9 protein-coding genes are annotated in these 13,639 nt (G+C 42.2%); 7 read left to right on the top strand and 2 right to left on the bottom strand.

From position 1 onward, the window contains the following. Positions 1 to 179: 179 nt before the first annotated feature. The 3 genes from BMW61_RS06655 (at position 180) to BMW61_RS06645 (ending at position 3,016) form a co-directional block, all read left to right on the top strand. On the top strand, positions 180 to 1,058 hold the full coding sequence (locus BMW61_RS06655) for a class C sortase (protein WP_022760521.1): 879 nt from the start codon (positions 180 to 182) through the stop codon (positions 1,056 to 1,058). 6 nt (positions 1,059 to 1,064) lie between these two features. After that, entirely contained in the window at positions 1,065 to 2,258 is a 1,194-nt protein-coding gene (locus tag BMW61_RS06650; RefSeq protein WP_091820500.1) for a Cna B-type domain-containing protein, read from the top strand. Positions 2,259 to 2,365: 107 nt separating this feature from the next. Further along, positions 2,366 to 3,016, top strand: coding sequence for a sortase (locus BMW61_RS06645; RefSeq protein ID WP_091820499.1), 651 nt, complete (start codon positions 2,366 to 2,368; stop codon positions 3,014 to 3,016). An 87-nt stretch (positions 3,017 to 3,103) separates the two neighbouring features. Here BMW61_RS06645 and BMW61_RS06640 read toward each other — a convergent pair whose 3' ends face one another. Further along, complete coding sequence (locus BMW61_RS06640) at positions 3,104 to 4,570, bottom strand: methyl-accepting chemotaxis protein (protein WP_022760524.1); 1,467 nt, start codon at positions 4,568 to 4,570, stop codon at positions 3,104 to 3,106. Positions 4,571 to 4,809: 239 nt separating this feature from the next. Here BMW61_RS06640 and BMW61_RS06635 point away from each other — a divergent pair, with 239 nt between their 5' ends. The 4 genes from BMW61_RS06635 (at position 4,810) to BMW61_RS06620 (ending at position 12,096) form a co-directional block, all read left to right on the top strand. Beyond that, a complete protein-coding gene (locus tag BMW61_RS06635; RefSeq protein WP_139176236.1) occupies positions 4,810 to 6,462 on the top strand; it encodes an aminoacyl-histidine dipeptidase in 1,653 nt (550 codons plus the stop codon). Between the two features lie 230 nt (positions 6,463 to 6,692). Next, positions 6,693 to 9,848 carry a hypothetical protein gene (locus BMW61_RS06630; protein WP_091820496.1) on the top strand — a complete coding sequence of 1,052 codons (3,156 nt, stop codon included), beginning with the start codon at positions 6,693 to 6,695 and terminating at the stop codon, positions 9,846 to 9,848. Between the two features lie 103 nt (positions 9,849 to 9,951). Then, a complete protein-coding gene (malQ, locus tag BMW61_RS06625; protein WP_022760527.1) occupies positions 9,952 to 11,481 on the top strand; it encodes a 4-alpha-glucanotransferase in 1,530 nt (509 codons plus the stop codon). A gap of 159 nt (positions 11,482 to 11,640) precedes the next feature. Beyond that, a complete protein-coding gene (locus BMW61_RS06620) occupies positions 11,641 to 12,096 on the top strand; it encodes a hypothetical protein (RefSeq protein WP_022760528.1) in 456 nt (151 codons plus the stop codon). A 66-nt stretch (positions 12,097 to 12,162) separates the two neighbouring features. Here the strand turns inward: BMW61_RS06620 and amrA are convergent, their stop codons facing one another. Continuing rightward, entirely contained in the window at positions 12,163 to 13,626 is a 1,464-nt protein-coding gene (gene amrA / locus BMW61_RS06615; RefSeq protein ID WP_091820662.1) for an AmmeMemoRadiSam system protein A, read from the bottom strand. Between the last annotated feature and the right edge of the window lie 13 nt (positions 13,627 to 13,639).

Below are 13,639 nucleotides of genomic sequence, written 5' to 3'. Positions count from 1 at the left end.
TGTAGACAATATATATAGAAACATACTGTACACCGGCTCGGGCTCATCCGCCCGATCCGGGATACAGATATATTATTTCGGAGGGGGCTTTATAGGAATAAGGGGGAGAATTTTGTTGTGGGGAAGGCTTTTATAGCCTGACTGACTATCGATTGTTTGTAAATTTGGACGGAAAAATTATGAAGAGTAAGGGCTTTGCTAAGCAATTACCAAACATCATATTTACAGCAATATTTGTTGTTGGACTTGGTATATTTTTGTATCCGTCCGTAAGTAATTACATTAATACCAAGAACCAGACAAGAGCCATTGATACATATTCTGAGGCTCTGGAAGATTTAACAAGTGCGGACTACGAGAAGTTTTGGAATGAGGCTCAAGAGTATAATGAGAAAATTGCTTCTCGCGGAATGAATTTTAATTTATCAGAAGAAGAACTGGCAGAGTACCATTCAATACTTGATCCCACCGGAACCGGAGTAATGGGACATATTGAAATAGAAAAGCTTGGAGTTGACCTGCCAATCTATCACGATGTTACCGAATCTGTTTTGCAGGTCGGCATCGGACATATACCGGGATCATCGCTTCCGGCCGGAACAACAGGCTCACATGCGATTTTGTCCGGACACAGAGGACTTCCGTCCGCTAAACTTTTTTCTGACTTGGATCAGATGATAGAAGGAGATACCTTCCTTCTGCATATAATGAATCAGACTTTTGCATATCAGGTTGATAATATTTCTATAGTACTTCCTGAGGAGACGCAGAGCCTGACGATTTATCCTGACAAAGACTATGTCACGCTGGTGACGTGTACACCTTACGGTGTAAACACTCACAGAATGCTCGTAAGGGGCAGGCGTGTTGATTATAATGAAGAATCAAGGCTTATAGTACCTGCTGATGCGACAAAGATAAATAATCTTCTTGTTGCACCGTTTATCGCAGGACCGATAATATTAGTTCTGTTTATTTGGTTTGTGATTAGTACATCAGACCATGGGAAAAAGAAAAAATCTGCGACAGTAGAGGATTTACGCAGACATTTGAGGTAAGTTTTTATGAAGATTTTTGAGAAGGTGAAAAAACTGATAGTAGGAGCTGCGGCGCTTAGCATGTCAGCGATGTTCCTGCTTCCGGGAGTGGTAGCGAGTGCAAGTTCGAATAATAACAACGGACTTGGTACCATTGACATGAATAAGGACGCTACATTGTCGGTTTACTACTACTTTAATTCCTACGGAGATATTCCTGAGTATGGAAAGATGGCAGGAGTTAACGTTAAAGCCTACAAGATTGCATCCATATCTGAGACAGGTCAGTTTACTGTTGTATCACCCTTTGATAGTCTTGGGCTTGATATTAAAGATATGTATTCAATAGCAGACCAGGATAAGTGGAATAACATCATTACAGAGGCGAGCAAATGTATCGCGGCAAATGGTGTTCAGCCCAGTTATACAGCTACTTCCGATGCAGAAGGTTATGCAAAATTCGGAAAAGTTGATAAGGGTCTTTATCTTGGAATAAGTGATCCGCTTGTAATTGATCAGATTCAGTATAAATACTGGGATTTCCTTTCAGTAGTTCCGGGGCCTAACAACCTCGAAGAGAATCAGGGTAACGGATGGGACGGAACATGGTCAAATGCATCCTATGATGTAATTGCTATTCCCAAAAGAGAGGCTGTTCACCTTGAAGATGATCCGGAACCTTTCAGTGTGTATAAGCAGTGGATTGATAACGGCGGAGAGGACAGACCAAAGTCAATTACAGTTAAGATTTACTGTGATGGAAACCTTCTCGAGACTGTAGATCTTTCAAATGAAAATAACTGGCAGTACAGTTGGCAATATGAAAAGGGGCATAATTTTACGGTAGAAGAAGTAATGAATACCGATGATTATACTTCAAATGTTTCAAGAAATGAGAATTCATTCATTGTTGTAAATACTAAGAATCCTGAAACTCCTGAAACACCGGATAAGCCGAACAAGCCAAGTAAACCTACAAAACCTGATAATCCGGAATCACCTAAGACACCGGAAAACCCGGATACACCGAATAATCCGACACCGGATGATACGCCTGATGTACTTGGAGCTATCAGAGACTTTATCGGAGAGCTTCCCGAGGTTTTAGGTGCAAGAAGACTTCCTCAGACAGGACAGCTTTGGTGGCCGATTCCTGTACTTGCTATTCTGGGTATACTTCTTATAATCTTTGGATTTAGAAGTGAGAAGCACAGAAAATAAATCTGACAGTTGGAGATAAGGTAGAAAAAAGTGTTTATAGTCCTAAGATGATTTGGACATGACACAAATAATGGGGGCTTGCTTTAAGAATAAAAGGTGGGCTTAACATGAAAGTAATTACAAAAGGTAGAATAATGATCCTTATGGGATTCCTGTGTTTTGGAATTGCCGCTAATATCATAGTGCATAACCAGAACGAGGATCTTGAGGCCGGAGTAAGTGCAGCGGGGCTCCTTGAAGGAGTTGAGGCACAGGTAACAAATGCTCCTATTGATATGAATCCTACGGGACTGATGAAATCAGTTGATGTAAATGGACAGTCCTTTATAGGAATAATTGATATCCCGGCTATTGACATAAGACTTCCGATACAGACAGAGTGGTCTTCCGTGAATGCCAAGACTTCACCCTGCAGATATAAGGGTTCTGTATATGAGAACGACCTGATTGTTGCGGGACATAACTATCAGAGGCATTTTGGTAATCTGAAAAACCTGGTTGCAGGAGATACAATCATTGTGACCGATGTAGATGGAAGAAAGTACTACTACGAGGTTACTTATATTGAGGACATAGGAACCTATGAAGTCGACAAGATGGATGAAGGAACCTGGGATTTCACAGTATTTACCTGTACCATCGGAGGCGCAAGCCGTGTAACTGTAAGATGTGATTTTGTTAAGGTTGAGGCACCCGGCTCCGGAGATGAGATAACCAAAGAAATTGAAGAAGCTGTTACAGCTGATGAAAATCAGTAAAGATGATATGTATATTAAAAACCGGTTCGAGTTATTTGACTCGAACCGGATTTTTTATACACCTTGCAGTGATTATTATCTGATGTATCAATCCTTATCTGTCTGCATATCCTGCAGTTTATTTGCCTGCTGGAATATCTCGAGAAGTATTCCCTTGAAGTCATCAAACTGACTTACAGCTGTATCGGCAGCCCGGGCACCGTCATTGGATAGAGCGGCAACCTCCTGGCTTGTTGCGGACAAATTACTGATTCCATCATTTATTTCAGTGGTAGAAGATGCAATAGTCTGCATGCCTCGCTCGATATCACTGAATCTGTTAAGCATATCTGTTACGTTTGCGTTAATACTGTCAAAATTGTTCCCTACGGTTTCAATCATTTCATTCTGCTCTGTTACGGATGAAATGCTGTCATCGATACTTGCCATAGCTTTCTGAACATCTTCGGTTAGCTCGTTGATGATTCTTGTAATCTCAGTTGAAGCATTGTTTGTTTCGCCTGCAAGATCTCTGACATCATTAGCAACAACCGCAAATCCTTTTCCGGCCTCACCTGCTCTGGCAGCCTCAATGCTGGCATTTAGTGCCAGGAGGTTAGTCTGTTTGGAAATTGACATGATAGCGCCGACAATTTTCTGGACTTCTTCAACCTTATTGATAACGGCTTGAGTTGCTTCTACTGTAACCTGGCTGGTAGCAGCTACATTCTGTGATTTTTCCTTGAGTTCTTCGATAACCCTCACACCTTCCTGAACCGTATCCTGGGTCTGTTTTGATACACGGGACATCTCCTGTGTGTGTTCTTCTGTGGTTTGTGTTTCGGACTGAATCTGCTGAACTTTGTCTGCCTGATGGCTTATAGCCTGCGAGGTGCTCTCCATGCTGCTTGCTATATCATTCATCCCGGACTGCTGAGACTCGATGATCTCCTGAAGGCTGGATAAGTTGCTCTGTGAGTTGTTGAAAAGATCGGTGATTGTATTAGCAATTTCAGCCATCTGATTACCGGTTTTCAACGACTTTTCAGCATGACGATTGATTTTATCATTATTTTCATTGTTGAAGTTGGTAAGAAGACCTACAACACTTAAGCTTGTGATGAATGCAAGAGCAAGAGTAATAAGCGGAGGTACATATTCAAGAGAAAGCTTGCCTGAGGCAAGAGCCTTGATGCAGGTAATTGCAAAGGAAAGGGTTATTGCAGCAATACCAATTCGGGAAAGTCTGATATTTAAATAGATCATACTGCTGATCAGAATTGGGAGTCCGAATGCGAAGTAAATCAGATCATCGGACGCGATAAGCAAAACGAAGTAGAAGATTGTAGCACCGCCCATGATAAGTACTGATCCCTTTTTTACTTCGGGATATTTATAATTGCCTGCAACCACCATAAGTATGCCGAATATGGCGCTGATAATTATAGCTATAACACCAAGCGTTTGTCCTTTACCAAGCAGATTATTCAATGCAAGAACTGTGCCGCTGGCAATAATGATAATACAAACAATAAAACTGACTTTATTGGCGCGCCTGTACTGTTGTGCATTCATAGGCCATCCTTTCTGCTACGCTTAATTCGTGCATGTTAAATGTTCACTATATATCATTTTGATTTTAACATGCACCCAGTGCAAATTTACTGAAAAGGGATTAAAAAAATAATAAAAAAACGATAAAACCATCGTCTGCGAAGGCAGGAAATAAAAAGTGTGTTATTATGGTAGATGATATATTTAGATGTTAGCGTTTGCTCAACAAATATTTAATATAGAGATGAGAGGTATATATAATGGCATTTGAAAAATTACAGCCCACAGAGGTATTTAAATGGTTTGAGGAAATATGCAGAATTCCACATGGATCGGGGAATCTGAAAAAGATCAGCAGTTTTCTTGTAAAGTTTGCAAAGGACAGAGATTTGTACGTCCGTCAGGACAACGATCTTAATGTAATAATAAAAAAGCCGGGAACCAAGGGCTATGAGAAGCATGCTCCGGTTATCCTTCAGGGACATATGGATATGGTTGCGGTTAAGGAAAAAGACGCAAAAATCAATATGGAGAAGGACGGACTTGATGTAAAAACCGACGGAGAGTTTGTATGGGCTGATAAGACCAGTCTTGGCGGAGATGATGGTATAGCTGTGGCTTACTGTCTGGCGCTTCTTGACAGCAAAAAGATTCCGCATCCGCCCCTTGAAGTCATCATTACTACTAATGAAGAAGTTGGAATGGATGGAGCAATGGCTCTTAAATGCGATGACATCGAAGGCAAGAGGATGATAAACATCGACAACGAGGAAGAAGGCGTGATGATCGTAAGCTGTGCAGGTGGCGCAAGATTTCATGGATATCTTCCTTTGACAAGAGAGAATAAGAGCGGAATAAAGGTTAAGATACGTGTTAAGGGGCTTCAGGGTGGACATTCCGGTGAAATGATAGGAAAAGGCCGCGGCAATGCCAATGTGATCATGGGCAGACTTCTTCTCGAGATAACCGATGCTCTCGAGGTTGGTATTATAAGTCTTAACGGCGGTGTTGCCGACAACGCGATTGCTACAGACTGTGAGGCTGAGCTTTTGCTTATGGGACTGGCCTCTCAGATGCACGGTAATATTGTAGGACCCGATGTATCTTTCTTCTCACTTTTCGGAAAACTGTCTTCAATTGCTTATAAAGTGGAATCTGATTTCAAGGCAGAACTTGGAAGCAGAGATCCGGGACTTTCAATTGTTGTAGAAGAAGTACACGAAAAGACTCTCGAGCCCGAAAAGACCGATATTTCAAATATGGCGTCCGTAAATCTTGATTCAAGTGTTGATACCTTTACGGAGACTCATGAGAAGAGAGAAGTGGTTTCAGGAGTTATTCCGTGCGCAGAGGTTATAGAACTCGCAAGATGCATATGTGCTATGCCTTACGGTGTTCAGTCAATGAGTTCATCCATTGAAGGTCTGGTTGAGACTTCACTGAATCTGGGCATACTGAAGATAGTAAGCAGTCAGACCGGAGCGGTTGAAGGAAAAGGCGCTGCGAGCCAGAGCGCCGGAACTATGGATGAGGCCTTCCTTCTTGATTATTCTGTCAGAAGCTCGGTTGCTCCTGCAAAGGAAGCTCTTCTTCGTAAAATGGAGATAATAATCGAGGGCTTCAACGGAATATTTGAAGTCACCGGAGAATATCCCGGATGGGCATATGCTGAGAAGTCTGAGCTTAGAGATACAATGGCCAAGGTCTATAAGGAACTCTATAAAAAGGATATCAGAATTGAAGCTATTCATGCAGGACTTGAGTGCGGTCTGTTTTCCGAAAAAATCGATGGCCTTGATTGTGTCTCAATAGGTCCTGATATGCAGGATATTCATTCTACAGGTGAGAAACTCAGCGTTGCTTCTACAAAGAGAACCTGGGAGTACCTGTGTGAGGTACTTAAAGCACTGTAATTTCATACCAATTTGATATTAATATTAAGAAACTAAAGCGTAGGAATAATAAAGGCCTGCGCTTTTTTCTATGCACTAGGAAACTGATAATAAAAAATCGGATAATCACAAAAAAATGTTCTTGTCAAGTACGAATTATGAACAGAATTATTCATATTTCGTAACCAAAAGTGAAAAAATAATTCATATAATTATATAGTCGAATGAAAATTTTAATCTTAGGAGGGATTATGAAGAAGAGTATAGTGAGAAAACTTGCTTTTACACTTGTACTTGTGCTGATGCTTCGGACCTTCGTGTCTGACTATAACAGCATTGGTGTAAGAGCGGATGAGGGTACAAATGAAGAAGTAACCTCAGTTGAAGAAAAAGTTCGCTTAAGCGAAGTGTTTGAAAACACAGAACCTTCAACTGAAGTAACTGAGATAGCTGAAGTTCCCGCTGCACCTGCAGAGGAACCTGAAGCACCTGCAGAGGAACCGGAACAGCCGGCAGAGGAACCGGTAGTTACAGAAGAACCTCAGGCAGTGGAAGAAACTGCTCCCGCAGCTAATGATGAAGAAGGAGAGGTAGAGGCTCCCGCACCTGCAGAGGGCGAAAGCGTAGCTCCCGAAGCAGCTCCTGCTGAGACACCTGCAAATGGTGAAAATGTCGAAACTCCTGCAGAGCCTGAAGCACCCGCTGCAACTGAAGAAGCTCCTACTACAGAGGATCTTGCTACAGTTCCCGCTGAAGGCGGAGAGACCGTAGAAGAAGCTCCTGGAGTTGAAAAGGGTATGCTTGTTGTTTCTGTTATTAAGGATAGTGAAACAATTTATTTCGACACCTTTAATCAGGATACAGGCGCAGAAGTTACTTTGACTGACTATTTTACTTCTATAGATCCTACCGATGAGGCAGGTAATGTAGATATTACTGAGAAAGATGCTGTTGCTGCAAGACTTACAGAAGGCTTCTACAATTGGGCAGCTGCCAATGTTATTCCTGGCGAGAATAAGATAGTTGAGTGGAATAAGATTTCTCATGTAACAGGAGAAAAATGGTTTATCGAAGGCGCAATCATTGATGATCCCGATGCTCCTGTAGAAGAGACCTATACTCCTGCAAATACTGTTTATACTCAGAGTCCGTCAGATGGAAATGCTGAAGGCACAAAGACAGAAAAAAATGAAACATCCGGTGGAAATGGTAGTGGCAATACAACTGGTGAGGGTGAAACATCAGGTGGAAATACTGAAGTGCCTGTAATAACAACTTATAATGTAAAAATATTTATAAGCGATAATGATGGCAAATATACAGATGCTCCTTCATTTGTGTTCAACTCAACTGATGAGGTAAATCCTTTTGGTAACCTGGAAGCTGTAGTTGATAAGTCATTAACTCTCACTCCGGAGAATAATGTATCTCTTGGAAACACTATATATAGATTCGATAAGGAAAATAAAAACAATGTTACTACTATCGACAAAGTAGTAGATAATCCGAATAATGATCCTGATACGAATGTTTTTGTAATATATTACAAGGTGGATCCTAAATCATTAGGAAAAACAAAGGTAGCATATTATGTGCTTCTTCCTAATCAGCCAATACCGGCTAATTCAACTCAGCAGGATGATAAGAATTATTATCCCGAGATGAACAAAGGTTATAGCTATGAGAAGTGGCTTGGAACCGCACAGAGAGATCTCTACGCAATACCCGATAGTGAAAGAGACGGGAACGGAAACGTTTGGGATCCTACAGGAGCCAGGATTAATGCTGAAATTGATACTGTGCCGACAGATCTGATAGATGCGGATTTTGTGAACGATGACGTATTGAAGAAGTATAAAGTTCTTGATGAAACAACTAATGAATTAAGAAGTCCCAAGGCAAGTGATATCACATGGTATGTGTACAAAAATGTTGGAGATAAAGCTAAAGGTGAAAAGGCATATCATATTGATGGATACCTCAACCGCGCTTATGTAACAGTTAGATATCATGCAAATTATCCTAAAGATGTTAAGGGTGAGCCGGATGTTGTTCCGTTTGAGAAACAGCTGACAGGATCATCACATGTACTTAAAGAATATTCCAAAACAGATGCAAGTGATGATAAAGGAGTATTTACTAAGGCACCTGAAGGATATTCATTCCTTTGCTGGATGGATAAAGACGGAAAATACTATGATCCCGGCGACAGCAAAATTCTTATGAGTGATACAGACTTCTATGCAGTCTGGTTGCCCGATTCGATTATAACAATTATTATTAAGATCAAGGCTGCATCAGATCAGGACGGCCGCGATACATATATTAAGTATGATGGTTCAAACCACCGTGGAAACATGGATGTAGATGTTGTTGTTGATACAGAAACTATTAAGAATGCTCTTGACGGTTTGGATCTTAACAGTAGTGCTGTAACGCCTGAGCCCAAAGCTGTTTCACTTTCTGAAGCATTGCAGATAAAAGCTCTTTCTTCAGGAAAACCTGTAGCCCTTAATGAGGGTGCTGCTGAGGAAGATAAGGTCTTCGCTGTAGATGATAAGAAGGTCGAGGTTAGCCTTGATAATGGTATTAAGTTTAACATTACTGTAAGTGGACTTACAGTAACAGGCGGATACGGTAAGCACGTTCTTCCCGATGGAGCAGGATATCCGATATCTGTTGAGACCAAGAATAAGAAGATTACTGTTGAAGGACTTAAGAAAGACATATCCGATAAGTTCAAGATAGTTTTTGATTCCGGAATTTCAGTAAATGCAGAAGAGAAGCAGCCTACAAGTGCCGTAATCGGACATCTGTATATCCTTCCCAGAGAGGTTGAGCTTGTTTCTCCTTCAGCAGAGAAGCTTTATGACGGAACACCTCTTACAGCTACTGATATCACAGTAGGTGCAGACGGATTTGCAACAGGCGACAGTGCAGAGTATACTGATTTTGCTTCTCAGACAGAGGTCGGAAGCACACCTAACACATTTAATTATAAGCTTGTGAATGTGGTTCAGCCTCTTGATTACAGTATTAAGCAGGTTACCGGAACACTTACCGTTAAGGATAATCCGAAGAGTGATCCGCCGAAGGATCCTGAGACTCCTGACAAGCCGGATAAGCCGAAGAAGCACAATAAGCATGAAAAGCCTGATAAGCCGAAGAAGACTAACCACTATGATCCGACACCGAATAACGATAATCCTCCCACAGAGGAAAAGAAGGTTCTTGGTGCAATCAGACCTATGAACGGTTCTGAGGAGAAGGGTGAAGTACTTGGCTCAAGAAGAGGAGCAACAGAAGATTCCACAAATACAGCAAGACTCTTTGTTCTTATAGGAGCAGCTGCAGCATTGGCAATTCTTCTCTTCGTAGGAAAAAAGAAAAAACGAGAAGTGCAGTAAGAGCTTTTCATAAAATCTGACAACGCAGAGCGTCACGAAATGTGGCGCTCTGCATTTTTTATGCTACAATAGCTGTATAAGTTTTGAGAGGGGAGTGAGAATTATGAGCAGAGAAAGCGGAATTCTGATGCCGGTTTTTTCACTGGCGTCTAAGTTTGGTATCGGTTGTTTTTCAAGAGAAGCCTATGATTTTGTGGACTTTCTTGAAAAGTCTTATCAGGGCTTCTGGCAGATTCTTCCTATTGGACCGACAGGTTTTGGAAATTCTCCGTATCAGCCCATTTCAGCTTTTGCGGGCAATCCTTATTTTATTTCACCGGAGAAGCTTATAGAGGAAGGCCTTTTGACCTGGGACGATATTAACGGTATCGATTTTGGAAGTGATCAGGAAAAAGTCGATTACGGAAAGCTTTATGAAAACAGACCATTAATTCTCAAAAAAGCCTATGAGAATTTCCTCAAAAAAGGTGATATGAAGGCCTTTAAGGAATATAGGAAAACGCATGAATACTGGCTTGAGGATTATGCGCTTTATGTTTCGATAAAGGCTGCTCAGGATGGAAAATCATGGCTTGACTGGCCTGAGGATATAAGAAAACGAGACCCCAAGGCTCTTGATAAGGCAAGAGGCGAATTTAAGGACGAGATAGAATTTATCTGCTTTGAGCAGTTTAAATTTGATGAACAGTGGAAAAAGCTTCATAAATATGCCCTTGAACACAAGGTTAAGATTATCGGTGACCTTCCGTTCTATGTGGCTATGGACAGTGCTGACAGCTGGTCGCACCCCGAGGTTTTCCAAATGGATAAGGATCTTGTTCCTAAGGCGGTTGCCGGATGTCCTCCGGATGCTTTCTCAAAGGATGGCCAGCTCTGGGGTAATCCTGTTTACGACTGGGACTATCTTAAGAAGAACGACTATTCCTGGTGGGTAAAGAGAATAGAGCGCAATTACGAATGGTTTGATGTCATCAGGATCGATCATTTTCATGGCTTTGCTGAGTACTATGAGGTTCCTTATGGCGATAAGGATGCAAGGGGCGGAAAGCAGATGAAGGGTCCCGGAATGGATCTGTTTAAGGCGCTGGAGAAACAGCTCGGTAAGCTTAATATGATTGCTGAGGACCTCGGCACCACTACAGAGGAGAATATAAAGCTCCTTGAGGATTCGGGATTCCCCGGGATGAAGGTTCTGCAGTACGGCTTTACAAGCTGGGACAGCATCTATGTAAATCATAGGCACACGAGAAACAGCGTAGTATATACCGGAACTCACGATAATACTCCGACCTTTGCATGGGTTCAGGAGATATCGGACGGAGAGCGCGATTTTACCAGAAGATATATCAATTCGCTGCATACGAACTACGGTGCTCTTGTCTGGGATATTATAAGAGAAGCATACAGATCGGTGGCGGATCTGTGTATAGTTCCTCTTGTGGATTATCTCTGTAAAGGAAAAGAAGCAAGAATCAACACGCCCGGAACAGCTGACGGCAACTGGATGTGGAGACTTTTGCCAAACTATCTGTCGGAGGATCTTGCCAGAAGTATAAGACTGATGGCAGAGACCTACAGCAGAATACCGGCAGCACCGCCTAAGAACGAATCAGAGGAAGAATCAGAAGAATAAAGATGATATATAAACCCATATCTGCCGGCTTATGCCTGGTGATGTGGGTTTATTTTTTGCAAAAATATGCCGATATATATAGCGAAAGTATACATGAGAGTTAGATGCATGAGTGATAATGACTAGTAGTTTATGGAAACTTTGGACTGAGGGCATATTATGAGTTACGATTTATCCTCTTCTATGGGAAGACTGACAGATTTATATCTTGATAAGACAGGACTTTCGGGCAGTGGATCACTGCTTTCTTCCGATGGCATTTACAGACTTGGAAAAGGTAACAAAAAGAGCGCCGTAGATGCTATTTCCAGTTCTTTTTCAAAAGCTGACGAAGCCAAAGAGAAGGTGGGAAAAGAGTTTTCCGATGTCTATGATTCACTCCAGGCTATGCGTACTCTGAATAATACAATGAGGCAGAGCTATGATATGAATCACAAAGAGGACAGAAAAAAGCAGTCCATGGATCGCCACTCGGCCATGAATTTCTCCAAGGGCAGTAGCAGGATCATGGATATGCTCAGTACCCAGATAAACACTGAGATGGACAACAAGGTATCCAAAGCCATGAAAAACGGGATAGATAGCATTACAGATAATAAATCTGAAAAAAGATAAAAATATTAAAGCTTATCCATCAGAAAAACAGGCCTGATGGATAAGCTTTTTTGATATTATTGCTTTTTATTCATGCCTTACAACTTCGAATCTCTCAAGACTAATTTCTTCCCCTTTGGGGATCCCCGCCTTCTGGCAGGCAATATTTATCTGCTGTATTACACTGTCAACTCCATCGAGATTAGGAAGGAGAAGACCGCGCTTATATCCGCTTCGAACTATTACTCCGTAGCGCTTAACATCAAGTTCGTCCGGTGATGATATGGGCTCCGGCTCATCAAGAACATCCACGCTTATCTCAAGCCAGGGGAGTTCATCCGGCGTTATCATCGGGAATCTTGGATCGTTAGTTCCTGCGCTTATGGCATTTTGCAGGATTTCCTCTGCTATGCAGCCGCAGGTCGGTGCTATGGTTCCGATGCAGCCTCGAAGGGCACCGTTTTTATGTATCGAGACGAAAGTGCCCGCCTGGTTTTTATACATTTCCCTGGGCAGATCCATATCCATAACGTCCTTTACATGCAAGGTTTTACCTGCGTTGACGTAGTTCTCAAGTGAAAATCTGGCAAGCTTTACATAAGGATCTTCATCCTTTTGCCTCTCTCTTAGTTCATCTAACTTCTCATCTCTCCATATATCAAGAAAATGCCTGCTCTCATCAGGGCCGCCTACCTCAAAACGGCAGATTCCGTAGCCTACTCCAAAGGTTGCAGCGTGGACAAGAGCTTCGGACTTTACGGAGAGACCGTCAAGCGCACCCGCCATCATTACAAAGGATTTGTGTCCGCATTCAGCAGCTTTTTCACAAAAACTGTCTTCAAATTCAAACAGACGCTTGAAGTCGCCGCTGCCACAGACGTCCATTATACGCTCGTCGTACTGTGGTCCTTCCGGAGCAAAGCCGTAGGGGCCTTCTTCTTTCATCTTATGAGAAAGATCACCGCTTGCAACATAGACTATACGTCTTCCGGTTTCGTTCACAGCCTTCTGAATAATCTGCCCCATCTGGTAATGGAGTGCCAGAGGAAGGCCGGAGAGTCCAATTCTAACCAGCTTGAAATCAGTATATTTTTTGCAAATGAAATAAAGCGGAATGATTGTTCCGTGATCCAGGGAAGGGTCGCGCTCGCCCATAGTGCCTGCGGGGAATTCATGCAGAGCCAGACCGCCCTGACCTTCGCTATCTGAATCGTTCGTCTTGTCAGATGTGTCCATGCCGCCCTTTTCAGCAATCCGGCAGATGGTGCTTACAAGTTCTTCATCATATTCGGCGTCAAAGCTTACCTGCTCAGCATTAAAACGAGCCATATCTCCATAAGCAGTTTTCCCGGGAGAAATATGAAAATAATCCGCATACATGATGCTGTGAGGACTTGAGATAACAATAGTATCAGGTTTGAGGCTTGCAATTTCGTCAGCTACCTTCTCATAAGCTGCTGTTACTTCGGAAATCTTTTTCTCTTCGCCGTCACCTACTTCGGGTAGGATAATAGGCGGATGAGGTACCATGAAAGCTCCTAAAATCGGCATAATTTTTTCCCCC

Origin of the sequence: Butyrivibrio sp. ob235 (assembly GCF_900109475.1) — a bacterium.
Classification (GTDB): Bacteria; Bacillota; Clostridia; order Lachnospirales; family Lachnospiraceae; genus Butyrivibrio.
The sequence above is the reverse complement of the archived record's forward strand: the minus strand, read 5'-3'. Positions and strand labels throughout refer to the sequence as shown.